General features: G+C 71.0%; 11 protein-coding genes and 1 pseudogene. 3 read left to right on the top strand and 9 right to left on the bottom strand.

The genetic code is table 11. The annotated features are described in order from the left end of the window. Window positions 1–79: 79 nt before the first annotated feature. From ACFY1E_RS10995 to ACFY1E_RS10985, 3 genes are read right to left on the bottom strand one after another with little or no spacing between them, the layout of a single operon-like run. Window positions 80–1348: a sugar ABC transporter permease gene (locus ACFY1E_RS10995; protein WP_389073959.1), complete on the bottom strand. Its 1269-nt coding sequence runs from the start codon at window positions 1346–1348 to the stop codon at window positions 80–82. A 5-nt stretch (window positions 1349–1353) separates the two neighbouring features. Next, window positions 1354–2133, bottom strand: a complete 780-nt coding sequence (locus ACFY1E_RS10990; RefSeq protein ID WP_389073956.1) for an ATP-binding cassette domain-containing protein — start codon at window positions 2131–2133, stop codon at window positions 1354–1356. Window positions 2134–2171: 38 nt separating this feature from the next. Continuing rightward, window positions 2172–3260 (bottom strand): substrate-binding domain-containing protein, encoded by a 1089-nt coding sequence (locus ACFY1E_RS10985; RefSeq protein ID WP_389073954.1) that lies wholly within the window; start codon window positions 3258–3260, stop codon window positions 2172–2174. Window positions 3261–3510: 250 nt separating this feature from the next. Here ACFY1E_RS10985 and ACFY1E_RS10980 point away from each other — a divergent pair, with 250 nt between their 5' ends. Together ACFY1E_RS10980 and ACFY1E_RS10975 are read left to right on the top strand one after the other, a co-directional pair. Then, complete coding sequence (locus tag ACFY1E_RS10980) at window positions 3511–6045, top strand: SpoIIE family protein phosphatase (RefSeq protein ID WP_389073952.1); 2535 nt, start codon at window positions 3511–3513, stop codon at window positions 6043–6045. Then, a complete protein-coding gene (locus tag ACFY1E_RS10975; protein ID WP_389073950.1) occupies window positions 6042–7124 on the top strand; it encodes a sugar ABC transporter substrate-binding protein in 1083 nt (360 codons plus the stop codon). Before ACFY1E_RS10980 ends, ACFY1E_RS10975 begins: the two co-directional genes overlap by 4 nt. A 125-nt stretch (window positions 7125–7249) precedes the next feature. Here ACFY1E_RS10975 and ACFY1E_RS10970 read toward each other — a convergent pair. The 3 genes and pseudogenes from ACFY1E_RS10970 to ACFY1E_RS10960 form a co-directional block, all read right to left on the bottom strand. Next, window positions 7250–8520: pseudogene (locus ACFY1E_RS10970) on the bottom strand (carbohydrate ABC transporter substrate-binding protein). After that, complete coding sequence (locus tag ACFY1E_RS10965; protein WP_389073948.1) at window positions 8517–9545, bottom strand: hypothetical protein; 1029 nt, start codon at window positions 9543–9545, stop codon at window positions 8517–8519. The pseudogene ACFY1E_RS10970 and the gene ACFY1E_RS10965 overlap by 4 nt, the downstream one beginning before the upstream one ends. After that, the gene (locus ACFY1E_RS10960; RefSeq protein WP_389074894.1) at window positions 9542–10654 is read right to left on the bottom strand and encodes a hypothetical protein; all 1113 of its coding nucleotides are present in this window, start codon (window positions 10652–10654) and stop codon (window positions 9542–9544) included. The genes ACFY1E_RS10965 and ACFY1E_RS10960 overlap by 4 nt, the downstream gene beginning before the upstream one ends. Window positions 10655–10725: 71 nt before the next feature. Between ACFY1E_RS10960 and ACFY1E_RS10955 the strand changes: the two genes are divergently transcribed. Beyond that, on the top strand, window positions 10726–11025 hold the full coding sequence (locus ACFY1E_RS10955) for a hypothetical protein (protein ID WP_389073946.1): 300 nt from the start codon (window positions 10726–10728) through the stop codon (window positions 11023–11025). On the opposite strand, the gene ACFY1E_RS10950 is transcribed toward ACFY1E_RS10955, so the two are convergent. The 3 genes from ACFY1E_RS10950 to ACFY1E_RS10940 form a co-directional block, all read right to left on the bottom strand. Then, the gene (locus tag ACFY1E_RS10950) at window positions 11010–13319 is read right to left on the bottom strand and encodes a tetratricopeptide repeat protein (protein ID WP_389073944.1); all 2310 of its coding nucleotides are present in this window, start codon (window positions 13317–13319) and stop codon (window positions 11010–11012) included. The two genes, ACFY1E_RS10955 and ACFY1E_RS10950, sit on opposite strands and share 16 nt — an antisense overlap. 40 nt (window positions 13320–13359) lie before the next feature. Beyond that, complete coding sequence (locus tag ACFY1E_RS10945) at window positions 13360–14679, bottom strand: serine protease (protein ID WP_389073941.1); 1320 nt, start codon at window positions 14677–14679, stop codon at window positions 13360–13362. A 151-nt stretch (window positions 14680–14830) separates the two neighbouring features. Continuing rightward, a complete protein-coding gene (locus ACFY1E_RS10940; RefSeq protein WP_389073939.1) occupies window positions 14831–20044 on the bottom strand; it encodes a family 43 glycosylhydrolase in 5214 nt (1737 codons plus the stop codon). Window positions 20045–20180: the final 136 nt, after the last annotated feature.

Genomic DNA, 20180 nt, shown 5'->3' with positions numbered 1-20180 from the left:
CTGGTGGGTGCCGGAGGTGTGCGCAGGGGCGGCCACGGCCATGGGTTCGTCAGGACGTATCGGCTAGAAAGCCGAGGTGTCAGGCCCGTCCGTGTGCCTCCTGCGAGCGTCGTGACAGGGCGTCGATGACCACCGCGGCGAAGAGCACCCCGCCCGTGATGACGAACTGGATGGCCGTGGGCGTGTCCGTGATCGCCATGCCGGACGCGATCGACTGGATGACCAGCATGCCGAGCACCGCGGACCAGGTCGTACCGCGTCCTCCGAACAGACTGGTGCCGCCGATGACGGCTGCCGCGATGGCGTTGAGCAGCAGGACACCCGATCCCGAGCTCTGGCTGACCGAGGTGATGCGCGAAGCGAGGAACAGGCCCCCGACCGCGGCCATCGTCCCGGAGACCGCGAGCACCGCGGTCTGGATGCCGATCACATTGAGGCTGGCGCGACGGGCCGCCTCGACGCCGCCGCCCAGTGCGTAGACCTGTCGGCCGTAGTGCGTGTGGCGCAGGACGATGTCGAGTCCGGCGACCACCGCGAGGAAGATCAGAAGGGCGAGCGGCAGTCCCTGGAACCGATTGAGCAGATACGCCGTGGTGAAGGCGACCACCGCGAGCCCTCCCGCTCGTCCCACGATGTCCCGCATCGAGCGGTGCGGCATGCCGGCGGCCACGCGGCGGCGCCGGTCCAGGTACGACATCAGGAAGAGGAGGCCCGCGCAGAGCGCCGCCAGGCCGTAGGCGACGGCGTCATTGGTGAAGTAGTAGCTGGTCAGCCTGGCGACCAGCCCGTTCTCGTCGAGGTTGACCGTGCCGCTGGTACCGAGGACGTAGAGCATCAGACCGTTCCAGGTGAGCAGCCCCGCCAGCGTGACGACGAACGCCGGTACCCGGGTCTTGGCGCAGGAGAAGCCCTGCAGGGCTCCCGCCCCGGTGCCCGCGAGGACCGCGAGGATCAGGGCGATCCATTCGGGCACGCCGTTGTTCACGTTCAGCACGGCGAAGATGGCCGCGGCGAAGCCGCTGATCGAGCCCACCGACAGGTCGAGTTCACCGAGGAGCAGTACGAAGACGATGCCGACCGCGATCAGGCCGGTGCCCACGATGTCCACGCTGAGATTCGACAGGTTCCGGGGCGAGAGGAAGTTGTCGTTGAGGGACTGGAAGATGATCCAGACCGTGGCCAGAACGAGGACCACGGGCAGTGAGCCCAGTTCACCGGCGCGGAACCTGCGCCGCAGGAGGTCGGCCCCGTCCTTCACGGCGAGGACCAGGGCCGCCCGGCCGTGCGGCCCGCGGGGCTCGGCGGCCGCGGCCTCCTCGGCCGGCGTGTTGTCCGTCATACGGCGCATCCCTTTCACCACGCCTCGTGGGTGGCCGGCCGGCGGGGCACGTTCTCCGTGGCACCGGTGATGGAGGAGATGATCTGTTCCTGGGAGGCGGTGTTCACGTTGAAGAAGCCGTTGTTGCGGCCGAGTCGCAGCACGGCGGCCCGGTCCGCGAGCGCTTTGACGTCCCCCATGTTGTGGCTGATGAGCAGCACTCCCATGCCGCGGTCGCGCAGCGCGTCGACGAGGTCCAGGACCTCGGTGGTCTGCTCGAAGCCCAGCGCCGCGGTCGGTTCGTCCAGCAGGAGAACCCGGGGCTCGCCGAGGAGCGAGCGTGCGATGGCGACCGTCTGGCGCTGGCCGCTGGACAGGGAGACCACCGGGGCGCGCAGGGCGGGCACGCTCCTGGTGAGGCGTTCGAGCAGCTCGATGGTGCGGCTCTCCATCTCCATCTCGTCGAGGAACCCGAACCTGCGGATCTCCCGGCCGAGGAAGAGATTGCCGACGACGTCGAGGTTCCCGCACAGCGAGAGGTCCTGGTAGACGGTGGCGATGCCGAGGTCCCGGGCGTCGTGCGGGCGCCTGATGTGCACCGCGCGCCCCTCCCACTCGATGACGCCCCTGTCCGCGGGGGCGACGCCGGAGATCACTTTGACGAGGGTGGACTTGCCGGCTCCGTTGTCGCCGAGCAGGGCGACGACCTGACCGGCGTGGATCTCCAGCTCGACGTCCTTGAGGACCTCGACGGCACCGAAGCGTTTGCACACGCCGTGCAGCGCCAGCAAGGGGGAATCCGGCACTCGGACCATCTCCTTCCCGGGGCTCGGACTCGGCGAAGCCGGTTTTGTCAGGTCAGTCCGGACCTGCTGCAGGCGGCCTGGAGTCGGGGGACGCAGATCTGCCGGACGGTGTAGAAGCCGTCCTTGACCAAGGTGTCCTTGATGGTGGCGGCGGTCACGGACACGGGGGTGAGCAGGACCGCGGGAACGGTCTTCCGGCCGCTGGTGGTGACCTTGTCCTTGGCGACCTGCTCGAGGCCGGTCCGGCGCGCCGCGGCCACGGCCATGGCGGCACCGGCGGAGGCCTCGGGGCCGAAGGGCTTGTAGACGGTCATGTACTGATCGCCGGCCACGATCCGCTGCACGGCCCCGAGTTCGGCGTCCTGCCCGGTGACCGGGGGCAGCGGGTCGACCTTGTTCGCCTTGAGGGCGGAGATACTGGCCCCGGCGAGACCGTCGTTGGCGGAGTACACCCCCTGGATCTTGGCCACGCCCAGGGCGGCGATGGCGCCGGACATGTTCGTGTTCGCGATCTCCGGGCGCCACTGCGGTGTGTCGTACGCCTTGCCGATCTTCACTCTCCCCGTGAGCACGGACAGCGCGCCCTTCTTGAACGACACCGCATTGGGGTCGCTGGGATCGCCGTTCATCATGACGATCTGTGGCAGTTGGCCGTGCTTGCCCATGGCCTTCAGCAGAGCCCTGCCCTGGAGCCTGCCGACCTCCTCGCCGTCGAAGGAGACGTAGCCCGAGATCGGGCCCTGCGCGAGCCGGTCGTAGGCGATCACCGGGATGCCCGCCTGAGCTGCCTCCTGCACGGACGTGGCGAGCGATCTGGCGTCCACCGCCACGAGCACGATCGCGTCGACGCCCTTGGTGATCACGGAGTCCATCTGCTCCTGCTGGAACGCCACATCGCCCTTGGCGTTGGCGGACTCGATCGTGCAGCGCCGGCACAGCTCCATGATCTTCTTCTCGAGCAAGGGCCTGTCCTGGGTCTCCCAACGGGCCGTGGTGGCATCCGGCAGCAGCAGGGCGATCTTCGGTGCGGTCCCCCCGTCGGGGGTGCTTCCGGTGCCCGACCCGCAGGCCGACACGGCGACGGCCGTCGAGACCGCGGTCATGACCATGGCCGCTCCCCGTATGCAGGCCTTCATGCGCGAGACCTCCCTCCGAGCGCGGGTCGGGTGGTCACGCCGGCATGGAGATCCAGAAAACACTGGTCGCTGCCCGCACGCGGCGACACCTGGCCCTCTCACGTGAGCGGCAAGACGACCATGCCGTCAGTGTGGCACCGGCTACGGCGATCTGCGAATGCAGTGGCGGTTTGCTCCGATATGCGATTCTGTTGTGGGGACGCCCGATCTCAGCCGCATCCGCGGCACGGACGGGAGGTAGGTTGCGGACATGCCTGAAGACGGCGGTGCCCGGGCCGGAGTCTCTCAGCTGCGGGCATCCGGAGCCGATGCCGCGGAGGTGGGCGGGCTGCCCGCGGTGCCGGAGGCGGCAGCGGACGAGCGCGCTCTGACCTTCGCCGGAGTGGTCATGGCGGCCGTCTACGTGCCCGCCGGCGACGCGGACGAGCTGCGACTGGCGGAGACGGCCCGCTGGGCCGTTTCCGACTACCGGCTGCCCGAGTGTCTGCCCCTCTCGGGGGGCTCGCCCGCCGCGCACGCCTTCCGCACCGACCGGCCGCTGTGGCTCACCCCCGCGGAACTGGCCGCCTACTCCGAGGGCACGCCCACCCCGCCGCACACGGAGGCCTCGCTCGGTGCCCTGCCGCTGGAGGCGGACGGCAGCCGGCTCGGCTGCCTCGTGGTCGTGGGCGCCGGTGCGGAGGGCTTCGAGGACGAGCAGCGCCGCTTCCTGGAGCGGTACGCCGATGCCGTCGCCGGTGTGCTGCTGGCCGCCGCCGGCCGGTCCCCGCCGTCGCCGCTGCTGAGTCCCGCGCTGCGGAGCCTGCGTGTCGGCTCGTTCGTGCTGGTGCCCGACACCGGACTGATCGACGCGGACGACGCCCTGCTCGAACTCCTCGGTATCACGCCGGCCGACTTCGACGGCAAGGCGGACACCCTGCTCGCGCACGCCCTGCCCGAGGACATGCACGCGCTGGTGTCGGTCCTGGAACCGGCTCCACAGGCGTTCGGCCGGCGGGAGCTGGAGTTCCGGGTGCGCGGCCCGACGGGGGAGATGCGCTGGCTGAGCCTGAGCTGCCGGGTCCTGGCGGCCACCGACGAACGCCCCGAGCAGGTGCTGGGCGTGGTGACGGCGACCTCCGTGCTGCGCCGCGGCCCCGACGACGTCTCCAGGATCCAGTGGCTGACCGCCGCACTCGACGACGCCACCACCGTACGCGACGTCAGCCGCGTCGTGGTCACCGCGCTGCGGGAGCCGCTGGGCGCCGACCGGGTGGCCCTCGCGGAGCTGCAGGGCGACCGGCTCATGGTCACCGTGCTCGATCCGCCGCAGCCCGCCGCCTGGCCTCAGGCCTGGCGCGCCGAGTGGCGTACCGAGTGGCCCGACGCACCGGTCAGCGCCCTGCCCACCCTCCAACTCGCCCTGCGTGACGGACGGTTGGACCTGTGGCCGGCCGGCACGGTCTTCGAACCGAACCTCGCGGGCATCGGCGACGGAGGTCTCGCCGTCCTGCCGCTGCCCGCCAAGGGCCGAGTCGCCGGCGTCTGCATGGTCGGCTGGGACCAGCCGCACGAGTTCGCCCCCGACGAACGGTCCCTGCTGACCGCCACCGCGGCGCTGGTCGGACAGGCCCTCAAACGGGCGCACGAGCACGACGCCGAGCAGGAACTCGCGACGATGCTCCAGCGCAGCCTGCTGCCCCGACGCCTGCCCGAGCTGCCCGGCGGCACGGCCGTGGCCAGGTATCTGCCCGCCAGACGGGGCCTGCAGGTGGGCGGCGACTGGTACGACGTCATCGCCCTGTCCGAGGACCGGGTGGCCCTGGTCATCGGCGACGTCCAGGGGCACAGCGCGGGAGCGGCGACCATCATGGGCCAGATGCGTACGGCCGTCAGGGCGTACGCCGTGGAGGGCCACCCGCCCGACGTGGTCGTCTCCCACGCCAACCGACTGCTCGTCGGCATGGAGACCGACCTCTTCGCCACCTGCTGCTACGCCGAACTGGACCTGGAGCAGGGCAACACCCTCTTCGTCCGGGCCGGGCACCTCGCTCCCCTGGTGCGCCACCCCGACGGCAGCACCGAGGAGATCGAGGTCGAGGGCGGACTCCCGCTGGGCATCCTCGACGAGGCCGAATTCCCCATGACCTCGGTGGAGTTGTCTCCCGGCACGGTCCTCGCCCTGGTCACCGACGGCCTGGTCGAAGCCGCCGGACTGCCCCTCGACGAGGGCATGCGCCAGACCCGCACGGCGCTCGCCGCGGCCGATCCGGAGGATCTGGGGCGCATGGCCGACCAGCTGCTCGGTGACGTCGGGCGCCGCGAGGACGACGTCGCGGTGCTGCTGCTGCGCTACGACGGCATGGGCACCCGGCCGATCAGGGCCGGCTGGGTGGTGTGGCGGCTGCCCGACGCCGTCATGCACGCCCGCCGCTTCACCGCCCGCACCCTGCGCAACTGGCAGGCCGACGACGTGGCCGACGCGGTCCTGCTGGTCGTGTCCGAACTCGTCACCAACGCCCTGGTGCACACCCAGGGCCCCGTCCGCCTCGACCTCATGCTCCGTGGCGACCGCGTACGGGTCTGCGTGGCCGACTCCTCGCCCCGTGCGCCCGCGAAGCCGGTGATCGTGGACTGGGAGTCGACCGGCGGCCGGGGACTGCTCCTGGTCGAGGCGATGTCGGAGTCGTTCGGCTCGATGCCGGTGGCCGGCGGCAAACAGGTGTGGAGCGAGATCGTCCTGCCGGAACGAGCACCGACGCCCACCGCCTCGGACCCGGGAACGGAACGAGGGGACCGGCGGTGAGAACCCGCCTGTGGCCTGTCGTCGCCGCCCTCGTCGCGGGACTCATGACGATGTCCCAGGCGGCCTGCGGCGGTGATGGCAAGGCGGGGTCGGACGGCTTCACCGTAGGCCTGCTGCTCCCGAGCCGATCGGTCCCCCGCTGGGAGCACTCCGACCGGCCGCTGATCGAGAAGCGGCTGAAGGCGCTGTGCCCGCGCTGCGCCGTGAAGTACGCCAACGCCGAGAACGATGCGGACCGGCAGCGGCAGCAGCTGACCTCCATGATCACCACGGGGGTCCGGGTCCTGATCCTCGACGCCGCCGACGCGAAGGCGCTGCGGTCCTCCATCATCGAGGCACACCGGGCGGGCGTACCGGTCGTCGCGTACGACCGGCTCGCGGAAGGCCCGGTGTCGGGCTACGTCACCTTCGACGGCGCACAGGTCGGCAGGCTCCAGGGCGAGGCGCTCCTGAAGGCCATGGACGGGCGGGTGAACAGCAGCCAGGTCGTCATGCTGAACGGCGATCCGACCAGCCCCAACGCCGCCTGGTACAGAAAAGGCGCCCTGTCCGTGCTGGCGGGCAAGGTCAGGATCGGCAGGTCGTACGACATCCAGGGCTGGAGCACGGACGACGCCCACGCCCAGATGACCGCCGCCGTCGCGGCCCTGGGCCCGGACCGGATCGGCGGGGTCCTGGCGGCCAACGACGCGATAGCCGCGGGTGCCCTCTCCGCGCTCAAACGCGCGGGCGTCAGGCCGCTTCCCCCGGTCACCGGTCAGGACGCGGACCTCGACGCCGTACGGCGCATCGTCACGGGCGAGCAGTACATGACGGTGTACAAGCCGTTCCGGGCGGAGGCGGACGCGGCTGCCGCCATGGCCGTGGCGCTGGGGCGTGGCGACGATCTGAGCAAGGTCGCCACCACGACGACCGACAGCCCCACCACCAGCGGTATCCCGTCCGTGCTGCTCACCCCGAGGGCTGTCACGGCCCGCACCATCAAGCAGACACTCGTCAAGGGCGGCGTGTACAGCGTCGACGAGATCTGCACCCACGCGCTCCGGCCCGCCTGCCGGCAGGCCGGACTCACGCAGTAGCCACCGTCCGTGAAGCCGGCCGCCTGGCCCTGCCAGGTGAGGGGTGGCCCGAGCAGCCGGATCCCGGACCGGGCCGCAGTCTTGTACTGCTTGCCGGGATCCGCCCGTTCCGACCTCCCGACCGCTCAGTCCGTGCTGCAGACCGTCTTCGGTGCCGCACTCGTGCCGGGCTGTGCGTCCTGCACTGCCTGTATGTCCTTGAGGAGGCCCGGGATGTCGGGGTCCTGGTGGTGGGGGGCAGCGGCCCTTGCCAGGGTCAGCAGGACGGCCTCGTAGAAGGCGTCCCGGACGGCCGGGGCCATGACGTCGGAAGCGTCCAGACAGCGCGGGCCGTCACCGGTGAGCCGCTCGGCGATCTCGTCCTCGACCCGGCCTTCGTGGGGATGTACCCGGCGGTTGGCCGAGAAGACGTGCGCCACCTTCGCCCATTGCTGCTGGCCCTCCTCGGAGGCCAGTCGCTCGATCAGGTCCTTGGCCGGGCGGCGGTCGCTGAACAGTGCGGCGAAGTCTCCGGTCACCTCATGGGCCCGGACCCGGTCCGGGCCTCCGGGCAGCAGCGGAGCGGAGTCCATCAGCTCCGCGTGCTTCGCGTCGGTCTCTCCGTAGAAGGAGCGGGCGAAGGAGCCCTGGTGCTCCAGGGTGCATCCGCGCCGGCCGCCGAACAGCAGCCCGTTGCCGCCCGGGGTGCCGCGGTGATCGGTGAGCAGGGCGTGCGCGGCCGCAGCCCTGTTCTGCTGGAACCCATGGGCCCATGCCTCCCAGGCGTCGCGCACCGCAGCACTGGTCCACCACTTTTCCTTCTTGTCCTTGCCCAGCGCCCACCTTCCGTAGATGTCCGGGCCCGAGCGCTGCAGCACCAGGTCCTCGATCCAGTCGGTGCCGGGCCAGCCGGAGGCGCCGTCGTCCCCCATGCCGATGCACCAACTCCGCAACGGCGCCGGTGCGTCGGCGGGCCTGTGGCCCTGTCGGTACCAGACGATGCTCTTCAGGTCCGCCTTGACCGGGACCCAGTACACGTCCCGGGAGGTCCCGCTCGCCGCGCTCCACGGCGAGCCGTACTGCCGAGGGTCGTAGAGGCCGTTGAGGCGCTTGAGCCGCTTCTGGTCCGCGTACTCGGCGAGTTCCCCGATACCGGGCATGATCACGATGTCCGGGGGCTCGCCCGACTGCACCTTGGAGAGCAGCACCTCGCGCTGCGCTGCGGTGCCCTGGTAGCGGAAGGGGATGCCGAAGCTCTGCAGCACCTCCTTGAACTGCTTCTCCTGGGTGCCGGTCCAGGTCCGAGGATGGTCACCGGCTGCCGGCCGTCCCGCTCCGCCCACACCACCACGACGCCGGTGGCAGCGGTCAGCAGCAGCACCACGACGAACACCAGCACCTTGAACCGCCGGGTCACCGTCGCCTCCAGTAGTCGCTGTCGAGTCGGAGCACGAGGCCTGTCGCAGGCAGCAGGACCACCAGCAGTCCGCCGATCAGGGTGCCCCGGTACACCCTGTCGGTCCAGGCGTCGTCGGCCAGTTCCCCCCGGACCTCCTCGGACTTCTCCGTGACCTCTTGCTGCGCGCCGACCAATGCCTGGCTGCAGCAGTTCTGACCGGACACCTCGGTGATCGTCTGCAGGTCGCCGAACGCGTTGTCGAGGTCGTCCTCGGTGGAGGACGTCGTCATCAGCGGGACGACCGCGAGCAGCACCGTGAGGACGAACCCTGCGAGCAGGTACGGATTCCAGTCGCGGCCGCAGCGGTCGCGCAGCACGAAAAGCGCCGATACCAGGGTCAAGGCGAGGGCAGCCAGGGCGAGTTCGGCGATCCACCAGCCGCTGCGCTGCATCCAGCCCATGGCGGCGGTGGCTTCGGCGTGCTTCAGCTGCACCTGCTGCAGTCGGTCCAGCCGGGGCACGAGTCCCACGCCCGGGCGGGTGAGCAGCGACTCCGCCTCCCTGAGCTTCTGCTGCTGCATGTAGTACTGACCCTGGTACAGGGACGTGCCGAGGTTGAGGGAGTTGCCGTAGGTGGCGAGCAGACCGTTGACGGTGCCGAGGTCCTGGTCCGTCCGGTCCGCGATCCGGGACAGGCTCTGGTCGGCGGCGGAGAGCTGGGACCGGTAGGTCTCGCCGGAGCCCGAGACGCGGACGAGGTCCTTTTTCAGCAGGACCTTGGTCTCCCACTCGGCACGCAACACCGCGAGCCGGGCGGCGGCGAGGCCTTGGACGGCCGGCGCCTCCCGGGACGAGAGCGCCTCGGCGCCGCGCTGGGTCTGGTGGTAGGAGAGGAGCAGGGAGCCCACCGCCACCATCGCGCACACCGCCAGGAGCAGGAGGTGCGCCTCCAGCAGCCGGCGGGTCCGAAAGGGGCTCAGGCGTGCGCGCCAGAAGGCGGTCGGGGAGTAGTCGCGCCGGGGCGCGGCGGTGCCGGTCGTCACAGCAGCTCCTTCCCGCAGGCGATGCAGTAGCGGGCCTCGCTCCCGGCCGGGGTCGAGCAGTGTCTGCAGTGCGGGCCCGGCCGCGGGAAGACCGTGTCGGTGAGGGTTCCGCCGGGATAGGAACCGGCGCGCAGGATCATCGGGCGGAGGGCGCCGGAGTCGACCGCGGTCGGCAGCCGGACCCGCCCCGCGGCGGCGTCCTCGATGTCGGCGACTTCGCGGATCTCGCCCAGCACCCAGTCCGCCTCGAACCTCTCAGCCATGCTCGCGGCCTGCCCCAAGCAGCGTTCCGCGACCTCCCGTTGGCCTCTTTGGAGAGCTTCCAGGCCCTCCCGCAGGGCATTGCGCATGGCGGCGGTGCCGGTCAGGAAGCGCACGCTGGCAGCGCCCGCCGAGGCGTGCGCAGGCGCCGGCCCGGGGCGGTGCCAGCGGGCGACGACGGGCGCATGGACCTCGCCGATGGAGACCATGGCGAACTGCAGGTCGGCCTCCAGCGGGTCGGCGTCCGCGTCGGCGACGAGGGTGAGCAGATAGTCACGCCTGCCCTGCTCCTGCCACTGGTAGGTCGGGAAGCTCCAGCGGTGCGGCCGGTCGGGGTGGGACTGTGCGCGCAGGCGGCGCGGCCGGGGCGCCTTCTCGCTGAGCGAGACCTGGCGCACGGAGGGCCGCACGGTCACCTCGATCGGCAGTTGCGGGGTGTGCACCCGGCGCAGCCGCTCGATGGCGCCGGTGATCGCCACGCCGAGCCCCTCGTCCACGAACTCGGCGGTGCCGTGCAGCCGTTCGGCCAGGGCCAGCAGCGGGTCGGGGTTCCAGTTCGCGCCCACGGCGAACACATCACAGGTGAACTGTCCGGCGCAGGCCTCCAGTTCCTCCTCCAGCCGGGTCTCTCCCGGGGCGCTGCTGCCGTCGGTGATCAGCACCAGATGGCGTACGGACAGCGGGCGGCCGGTGAGCAGGGCGCGCGCAGAAGCCGCCCAGACGGCGTACCCGGCGGGCCGCGGACCGTCCCGGTGCAGCGGGAGCGCGCCTGCGGCGAAGACGGCCCGGCGCCGCACGGCGTGGTCGGCGACGGCCCACTCGGCATCGCCGCGCGGATAGCACCGCACCGGCTCGGGCCCGCTGCCGAGCACGGTGAAGGAGATGCCGTCGGCAGGGCGCGCAGTGCGGCCGGCAGGGCGTGCCGCACGGCCGGCCGGTTGGCCTCGGCGACGTCCACCGCGATGATCACGGCGAGTTCCACCGCGGGCAGGTCGACGGGAGCGCTGTCGGCGGCCATGTCGACCCGCAGATGCGCCTCGATCTTCGCGCTGCGGTGCGGGCGCAGGTCACCGTCGAGATCGACGTGCAGCTGGATGGCCGGCTGCAGCGGCAGGGTGTGGCTGCTCATGCCGTACGTCACCGCTCCTTCCCCTTCGTCGCCGTTCGGGCTGTCGGTCGCCGTGCGGTCGGCGCGGCGGCCCGTCAGAACACGGTCTGAGGCCGTATCGCGTGCAGCAGGTCCACAAGGTGCTCATGGGCGGCGGCCGACTCCCGGTTGCGGGCGGCCAGTTGCCGGTAGTGCGACTCCAGCTGTCTGCGCAGTTCGCGTTCCGCCGCGCTCATGCGTCTGAGGCTGCGGACGTACAGCCGTCCGGCGTCCCCTCCCGCGGGGCCGGGCCGGTCGTCGAGGCTGCGCAGGGCGTCCAGTTTCCACTCGTGCAGTTCGGTGCTCAGGCGCAGTGCCTCGTCCTCCGACAGGCTCGGCTCACCGGCGCCCGGAGCCTGGTGCACCAGGCGGGCCAGCTCGGCCAGCGCCGCGTCGACGTCGGTCGGCGCGGGCAGCTGATCGCGCTCCCCGGGCAGCCGGGCCGCGCGGATGCGCAGGGAGGCGATCCGGGCGACCGTGTGGTCCAGGGTGCCGGGGCGGACCCGGCCGAGCACGTCGAGGGCCGCCCGGCGGTCGCCCGCCCGCAGCGCGAGGCGGGCCAGGCCCAGGGCGGCGCCGCCGTGCGCGGGGTTGCGGGCGAACACGGCCTCGTACAGTTCCTTGGCGGTCGGCCCGGCCCGGTCGTCGCCGAGCCGCTCCCCGCAGTAGGCGAGGGCCAGTTTGGGCGCATACTCGCCGGGCAGTTCGAGGTACACCTGGGCGAAGTGGGTCCTGGCCTCGGCGACCTGCCGGGGGTCGTCGTGCAGACCGGCGCTGCGCAGGGCGAGCAGCGCGCGGTGCCACTCCAGCCGCCACCGGCGCACGGCGGACGGCCCGGGGATGGAGTCGGCGGTGTCGAGCTCCAGTTGTGCCCGGTCCAGGTCGTCCTCCGTGTTGCGGTCCAGCAGGACGCGCACGTTGTGCAGGCAGATCTCCACCGAGCGCGGCTCCCTGTCCTCCTGGTCGAGGAGTTGGCCCGGGTCGTAGCCGCTGCTCACCTCGAACCGCGCGGTCTGCGGATCGCCCGGATAACGCCGCGGCACCGGCAGACAGCGGGCTATCTCGGCGGGGGTGGGCGCGCCCAGGTCGAGGGCGGGGGCCACCGGCGGTTCGTAGCGGAACCGGCGGGGGCGCTCCAGCCAGTGCTCGATGCCCGGGACCGTGCCGAGCCGGGCACCGAGCAGCTGCGGGGACGGCCGGAAGTGGTCGGAGGGCTCGGGCGGGTCGGTCTTGCCGCGCAGCGCACGGATCTCCCGCAGCGCGCCACGCAGCTGGCCGGCCATCTCCCGGGCGTCGGCGAACCGCTTGCCCGGGTCGGTCCGCACGGCGCGCTCGACGACCTTCCAGAAGGAGGCGGTGCCGAGACCGGGCACCTTGTCGACGGCCCAGCCGCCGAGTTCCCGCAGGGTGACGCCGACGGTGTGCAGGTCGTGGGCGACGGTGGGGCTCGGCAGGTACGCGGTCTCGGGCGCCATGTACGGGGGCGTGACATGGGCCGGGGGCCGGGTCTGGCCCAGTTCGCGCATGCCGCCGAGGTCGATGACCTTGACGCCGTCCTCGTGGTGCACGACGTTCGAGGGCTTCATGTCCCCGTACACGAAGACCCGTTCGCGGCCGGCGTGCAGATGGACGAAGGCCTCCAGGATCTGGCAGCCGTACGCGGCGACATGCTCGATGTCGAGGACCGTCTCACCGCGCCGGGTCTCCTCGACGACCTTCTCGAGGGTGCCGTCGCCGACGTCGTCCATGACGATGTAGCCGCCGGTCACCTGGCCGTCGGCGTCGCTGCGGGCGACGAAGTCGCGGATCTGGACGATGCGCGGGTGGCGGATGGCGACGAGGTTCTGGCGTTCCACGTCGGCGAGGCGGGCGCCGTCGTGCTCGTACCGGTTGAGCAGTCCCTTGACGGCGACGACGTCACCGAGATGGGTGTCCCGGGCGAGGTAGACCCAGCCCTGGCCGCCGTGCGCGATGGGCCCCATGATCCGGTACTGGTCGCGCAGCATCTCGCCCTCGGCGAGTTCGGGACGGTACGAGTAGGGCTTGCCGCAGACCGGGCAGTGCCCCTCGGTCGGCACCGGGCCCTCGGTGTAGGGCGGGGCGAAGGTGATGCCGCACTCGGCGGACGAGCAGGCCATGGTGATGCGCAGCGGTGCTTCGGGGTCGATGAGGCGTTCCTCAGGGGGGCGCGGCACGCGCTGGGGCAGCGCGAGGAGTTCGTCGGGCCCCAGGTCCCGCGGGTTCTCGGGCAGCGCGGGCAGTCGGGCAGTGCCCTCGGCGCGGCCGCAGTCGGAGCAGTACCCGGTGGGCAGCACGGTGCCGCCGCAGGGGGCGCCGCTGAAACGCCGGTGCGGGCAGGCCGTCATGCTCGCGTCCTCCTCCGCCGCCCGGGCCGGGCAGAGCCCCTCATCCCTGGCCTCCGTGCTGCCGCAGGTCGGCGCGCACGGTCTTGATCAGCCCGCGCAGCCGGGACAGTTGCTCGTGCGGGTCCGTGAGGCTTTCGACCACGCGGAGCTCGTGCCGCCGCCGGTCGGCCGTCTCGGTCGCGCGGCTGAGGGAGGCGCTGTCGACGACGCCCCGGCGGATCGTGCGGCCGAACTCCTCCGTCTGCAGACGGGTGATCAGCACGTCTGCATGGCCGAGCAGCGCGGGCCGCAGGAGTTGGTCGCGGGCGGCGTTCCAGCCGGTGCCGCCCTCGTGGCGGAAGACGAGCAGCAGCCGGACGCCGAGGATCCGTAATCGGACCAGGAGTTCGATCAGCGGGCCCGGCTCGGGTTCTTCGTCGAGGCGGTCGACGAGGACCGTGACCGGGCGGACGGGCGCGCGGTCGGCCGCCCGTGCGGGCTGGGGCTTGCGGCCGAGCAGCCAGTACCAGTACGCCAGGTACTCGCCGGTCGGGACGGTGATCCTGTCCAGGGCGCGGTCGGCGAGGTCCGGTCTGCTTGCGCCGCCGCGATGCACGACGTCGGCGCGGTGCAGCAGATGGCGCAGCGAGCGGTCCTTGCCGCTGCCCGGGGTCACCACGGTGATCTTCACCGGGTCCTCGTCCGGGTCCTCGAACCACCGGATCGACCGCTCCTCGAAGTCGCGGTCCCATGCGGACGGGCGGCTCAACTCCCCGACGAGCGGCGAGAGTGCGGCGATGCGCTCCATCGGGATCAGATACGAGAAGGCGAGCCGGTTCTTCTCGGGCAGCACCTCGTTCCTGTCGCCGCGCCAGCTGACGACGAGGCCGACCACGCGCACGGGAGGTCCTTCGCGCGGCCCGGTGCACACGCCGGCGCCGCTGAAGCCCCGGCGGACGACCTCCGCCTTGGTGACGGCGTCGAGCTGCACCAGATCGCCGCTGGCCCCGCTGATCCGGCCCCACAGGCTCATGCCGTCGTCGAAGCCCACCGCGTAACCGGTCGCGTACACCTGCATACCGCTGTGCAGTGTGCGTTCCAGCGGGGCGGGGTGCGCCTGCGGGCGTGGGCTCTCCAGGCGCAGCACGGCGACGTCCTCACCGCGGTCGGGCAGCCAGCCGCCGGGCAGGACACGCGCGGCCACCGGTTCCACGTCGCTGTTCTCCGCGAACTCCAGCCACATCACGGCGTCCGGATGGTCCACCACATGTGCGCAGGTCAGTGCCGTGTTCTGGTCGACGAGCACGCCGGCCCCACAGATGGGCCCATGAGCGCCCTCGCGCCGCAGCCTGAGTCTCCAGTCCGCACGCAGTTCCCCCATGGTGCCTCAGACTACGCTCGGAGCATGCTGTGCCCCTAGACTCGTGACCAGGATGGATCGGTCAAACAACGGAATCCGGCCGCTGGTTGGCATGGGGGCCCGAACTGGTTGCAGCTCCCCGCGCCCCTTTTGGGACGCGGGGAGTGTGCGCCTAGTGCCGGTGGTCACCGATGCTGACGGTGCCGGTGGTCCTCGTACCGTCCGGGTTGTCGTAGACGACGTCGCCGGTGGACTTCTTCCAGATCCTGATGCGGTACGTGTCCGGGCCGTCGGTGGCGGTGATGCGGAACGCGTAGCCGCCGTGGCCGTCGACCGTGCCGGAGCCCTGGTAGACGGCCCTGGAGCCGGTGATCACCAGCCAGTCGGAGCCGGTGGAGCGGAAGGTGAGCTTGGCGGCGCCGAAGGCGAACACCGCCTCCCCGGTGGGGGTGTTGGCCCCTTTTCGGTACCGGGCGCCGAAGGAGAACGCCGCCCTGCCGGTCAGGCCGGGCTTGGCCGGGAAGGCGCCGGCCGGTGACGTGATCGTGCCGGCGCCGAACGCCGGACCGGCGCCGCGGTCGTAGACGATCACCTCGGGGAGTGCCCTGCTGTCCGTGCCCCCGTCGTCGTCGGACACGGTGATCACCGGGCGGTGGATGCCTGCGGCGGCGTAGACGTGCTCGGCCCGGCAGGCGTCACCGGAGGCGGTGGTCCGGCCCGGTGTCGGCCGGGTGCCGTCCTTCCAGTCGATGGTGCAGGCGTGGCTGTCGGACCTGCCCGGATCGGTGAAGGAAGCGGTGACGACCACCGGCTTCCCGACCGGAGTCGGGGGCGCCGGGCCCGTCGCCGAGGTGATCGACGGGGCGGCGTTGGAGACCGTGACCGTGGTGGTGTCGGTGCTGCGGCCGCCGGTCAGGGTGAGCTCGAAGGTGCCGTTGTCGGTGCAACTGACCGTGGTGCGGGCCGAGTTGGGGTCGGTGACCGTACAGGGTGCGCCGCTCTCCACCGTCCACTTGGGCGTGCCCGCACCGGAGACGGTGCCGGCCAGCGGGATGGCGTCGCCCTCGGTGCCGGTGGCGTCCGGGCCCGCGTGGACGATGGTGACCGGGTCGATGCCGGTGAGCGTCGGGACGACCTTCTCGATCAGACCGTCCGAGTCGAACTCCATCTTGTCGATGGTGGTTTCACGATGCGTGCCGTCTCCGCCGGGGATGGCGAAGCGGTGGTAGGCGATGTACCAGTCGTCGGTGTTCGGGACGTGTACGACGCTGTGGTGGCCGGTGCCCTTGATGCCCTGGGAGAGGTCCTTCGAGAGGATCACGCCCCGCTTGGTCCAGGGGCCCGTGGGGGAGGGGCCGGTGGCGTAGGCGACCCGGTAGTTCTCGTCCCGGGTGTCGTTCTCCGACCACATGAAGTAGTAGGTGCCCTTGCGCTTGATGACGAAGGAGCCCTCGTTGTAGCCGCTCGGGGTGATGTCCTTGACCTTCGAGGTGTCGATGGAGGTCATGTCGGCGCCCAGCGGCACGACGTACGCGTGGCCGTTGCCGAAGTACAGATAGGACTGGCCGTCGTCGTCGGTGAAGACCGCGGGGTCGATCATCTGGCCGCTGAACTGGCCCGCCTTGAGCAGCGGCTTGCCCAGTGCGTCCTTGAACGGGCCCGTCGGCGAGTCGGAGACCGCGACGCCGATGTTCGCGTCGGCGCAGAAGTAGAAGTAGTACTTCCCGTCCTTCTCGGCTATGGTCGGCGCCCAGGCCCTGCTGTCCGCCCAGGAGACGTCCGGTCCGAGGTCGAGGATGACGCCGTGGTCCTTCCAGTGGACCAGGTCGGTCGAGGAGTACGCCTTGAACCGCGTACCGCTCCAGCCCTCGAAGCCGTCCGTGGTCGGGTAGATGTAGAAGGTGTCGCCGAAGCGCACGATGTTCGGATCGGCGTTCAGGCCCGGCAGCACCGGGCTCTTCATCACGACGGCTGAGACCGTCCAGGTGCGCTTCTTGCCGTCGGAGCCCGTCACCTCGTACGTCACCGGCTTGCTGAAGTCCTGGACGCTGCCCGAGGCGGGGCTGATCGCCGCGCCGTGGGCCAGGGTGAACTCCGGTGCCAGCGCCGTGAGATCGGTGCCTTCCTTCATCGGCAGCGTGATCCTGCTGTCCGCGTTGTCGACGATGGCGTCGACCTTCAGGTCGGGGTGTGTGGCCTTCGCGATGCCTGCCGTGTTGCCGCTGAGCTCCATGACCTCCGTGGCCGACAGGGCCCGGTCGTAGATGCGGAAGTCGTCGACCTCGCCGCCGAAGTACGGGTCGGCCGAGTACAGGGAGCGGCCGATGTAGCCGCTGTAGTCCTTGTTCGCGTCGTACAGCTCCGACGGCTTGATGGTGGTCGTCGTGCGGGCCGCCTCGATGCCGTCGACGTAGAGGATCATCGTGCCGGTCGAGCCGTCGAGGGTGACGGTGACGTGCCGCCACTCGCCGGGCGTGAGCTGCGAGCCGGCCGTGAGCTTCGACTCCGCCGACCAACTGGCCTTGGTGATCGCCGAGTAGAGGCTGGAGCCGCCGTTGGAGGGGGTGGCGAAGAGGTACTTGTTGCTGTCCGGGCCGAGCCCGAACAGCCACTGGAAGCTGCTGCCGCCCTTCCACTTGGCGTATGTCGACACGGTCACGCTGTCGGCGTTCTTCAGCACCCCGTTCGGGATCTTCACATACGGCGAAGTCGACGCGTCCCCGGACATCTTGAACGAGCCGCCCGTCACGCCTGTGCCGAAGCCGGGCGTGTGGACGTAGGTGCCGTGGTAGCCGTGTCCGCTGGAGTCGTGGGCGATGTTGCCGCCCGTCTCGTCGAAGTCGTAGCGCAGGAGCAGGTCGGCCGGGACGTCGGCGCCCTCCTCCGACACCGTGACCTCGGCCTGGACGGGGACGGCGGTGCCGTCCGGCAGGCTGCCGGTCACGGTGAAGGTCCCGGGGGTCGCGTAGGCCGAGGCCGGGACGTCGTCCCAGGTGACGGCGACCGGCCGGTCGACCCCGTCGGCGTACTTCGCGATCACGGTGGCCGGCAGGACCGGCGCCTGACCGGTCTTCGTCCTCACCTCCACGCCCTCGACGCTCTCCACCAGTTGGTCGGGCTGGTAGGCGCGCAGCAGACGGTCGTACTCGGCCTGGGTGACGGGCAGGACGGTGCCGTGGCGGGGCTTGGCCGGCAGGTCGTAGCCGGTGGACGGGGTCCAGTTGCCGGAGGCCAGGTCTGTGGTCTCGAACGGGATGTAGCCGCGGCCGCCGAACTCGTCCAGGAAGGCGTACCACTTGTCCTCGGTGTTGGACCTGAACACCAGCGGACCCTCGGCCGCGCTCATCGTGCCCTTGCCGATGCCCTCGGCGACCGGGTCCCAGGAGCCCAGGATCGAGTCGCTCTTCTCCTCGAAGATGAACTTGCTGTTGGGAGTGGGGGAGGTGTTGTTCCGCTCGTCCTTGGACAGGCGGTAGTACGTCCCGTCGTGCTGGATCATCGTGGAGTCGATGACCGAGTAGCCGCGGTCGATCCACACCTTGGGCTCGCTGAAGGTGTAGAAGTCGCGGGTGGTGGCGTACATCATGCGGTTGTACGTGTCGCCGCTGTGCTCGGCGTTGTCGTACAGCTTCGACGCCCAGAAGACCGCGTACTCGCCGCGTTTCGCGTCGTAGAAGGCCTCCGGCGCCCAGGTGTTGCCCGCGCTGTCGGGGGAGATCTTCACCAGCCGCTGGTTCGTCCAGTGCACCAGGTCGGTGGACTCCCAGATCATGATGGACCTGCTGCCGGTGCGCTGGGCGGCGTCCCAGTCGCCGTTGCCGTAGATCCTGAGGTCGGTGGCGATCTGGTAGAACTTGTCGCCCTCGGGGGAGCGGATGATGAACGGGTCGCGCAGGCCCTTCTCGCCGAGGGTGGAGGTCAGGACCGGCTTGCCGTCGTTCAACTCCCGCCAGTGCAGCGGGTCGTTGCCCTTGCTGAGGGCGTTGTAGATCTGCTCGCCGTCCGCGGTGCCCTCGCCGGTGAAGTAGCTGAACATGTAGCCCTTGAGGGCCGCCATGGCGGGCAGTTCGGGCACGTGCGCTGTGAAGGTGCGGGCGGCGGTCGCCCCGCCCTTGGTGACGGTGGCGGTCAGCTCGACGGTGGTGGCGCCGTCGCCGTGCGCGGGGCGGTGGACGACACCGTCGGCGGAGACGACCTCCGGGTTCGCGGAGGACCAGGTGACCTGCGTGGCGTACGAACCGCTCGTCGGGAGGGTGAGGTTGCCGCGTACGTCGTCGAGGTTGTGGACGCTCAGCGCGTCGGCGGCCTGCCGGGTGGCGGTGGCGTCGTCGAAGTCGGGCAGGACCGTGACCTCGAAGGTCCTGGTGTCGGTGACCGTGCCCTTCTTCAGGGTCGCCGTCAGCGTGGCGTGGCCGTCCGGTGAACCGGCGGCCGGGCGGGTCACCTTGCCGGAGTCCGAGACGACGGCGGTGTTGTCGCTGGCCCAGCTGATCGTGGAGCCGCCCGCCGTACCGGTCCTGGGCAGGTCCAGGTCGGCGGTGACGGCGCTGGTGTCACCGAGGCTCAGGGCCGCCTTGTCGTCGGCTACGCCCTGCGTGTCGACGGGGAGGGCGAGTTGCTCGACCTCCGAGCCGGCCAGTGCGCGGTCGTACACGCGGAAATCGCGGATGCGGCCCTTGAAGAGCTTGTCGCCCGAGTACACGGACCTGCCTATGTAGTTGGCGGTGGTGGTGCCGGAGCCGATCGCGCCGGGGGTGATCGTCACCGACGTGTTGCGGCCCACCTCGACGCCGTCCTCGTAGAGCACGCCGGTGGTGCCGGTCTGGGTGTAGGCGAGGTGCTTCCAGACCGCGCGGGTGAGGTTGTGGGAGTCGGACGGCTTCGTGGTCTGTTCCGTCGACCAGTTGCCGGTCGCCACCGAGGTGCGCAGGGAGTTGCCGGTGGTGAACAGGTAGCCGTTGCCGTTGCCGCCGCTGGTGTTGCCGAAGCCGTAGAGGAAGTACGGCGTGCTCTGCGCGGAGTCGAGGAGGACGTCCAGGGAGACGGTGATCGAGTCCATGCCCTTCATGACGTCGTCCGGCACCTTGATGTAGGTGTCCGATCCGTTGAAGGCGAGCCCCTGACCGGAGGCCGACCAGTCGGCGGTGCCGTTGACCGTGCCGTCGCGACCGTTGCCGGAGGCGTCGCTCACGGTGGTCCCGGATCCGCCGTCGAGTTTGTACCAGAGGGCGAGACCGTCGGTGAGGCCCGAGGCCTCGGCCGTCGGTGCCGCCTGCGCGGGGAGGGCGGGGCCGGCGAGGGGCAGGAGCATCGCGGCGGCGGTCAGTCCGGCGAGATGGCCCGCCAGGCGTCTCGCGCGGCCGCGAAGTCGTGCGCTGTGCGTCATGTCGGGATTCCCTGCTGAGACACGGCTGATGAGGGGGGAAAGACTGAATGCGGGCAAGCGGGAGCGGGCCGACAGCGCATGCGCCGAGGGCCTGGTGTTACGTGGAGGTGACGTCGTGTTGCGAGAGTTTCAATCG

The organism is Streptomyces sp. NPDC001604 (genome assembly GCF_042893475.1).
Taxonomy (GTDB): domain Bacteria; phylum Actinomycetota; class Actinomycetes; order Streptomycetales; family Streptomycetaceae; genus Streptomyces.
Note: the sequence above shows the minus strand (reverse complement) of the source record. Positions and strands in the feature narration are given on the sequence as shown.

What these genes read in the sequence shown, in the direction of transcription:
- ACFY1E_RS10995 (WP_389073959.1), bottom strand. Translation starts at nt 1,348, where the DNA reads ATGCGCCGTATGACGGACAACACGCCGGCCGAGGAGGCCGCGGCCGCC.
- ACFY1E_RS10990 (WP_389073956.1), bottom strand. Translation starts at nt 2,133, where the DNA reads ATGGTCCGAGTGCCGGATTCCCCCTTGCTGGCGCTGCACGGCGTGTGC.
- ACFY1E_RS10985 (WP_389073954.1), bottom strand. Translation starts at nt 3,260, where the DNA reads ATGAAGGCCTGCATACGGGGAGCGGCCATGGTCATGACCGCGGTCTCG.
- ACFY1E_RS10980 (WP_389073952.1), top strand. Translation starts at nt 3,511, where the DNA reads ATGCCTGAAGACGGCGGTGCCCGGGCCGGAGTCTCTCAGCTGCGGGCA.
- ACFY1E_RS10950 (WP_389073944.1), bottom strand. Translation starts at nt 13,319, where the DNA reads ATGACGGCCTGCCCGCACCGGCGTTTCAGCGGCGCCCCCTGCGGCGGC.
- ACFY1E_RS10945 (WP_389073941.1), bottom strand. Translation starts at nt 14,679, where the DNA reads ATGGGGGAACTGCGTGCGGACTGGAGACTCAGGCTGCGGCGCGAGGGC.
- ACFY1E_RS10940 (WP_389073939.1), bottom strand. Translation starts at nt 20,044, where the DNA reads ATGACGCACAGCGCACGACTTCGCGGCCGCGCGAGACGCCTGGCGGGC.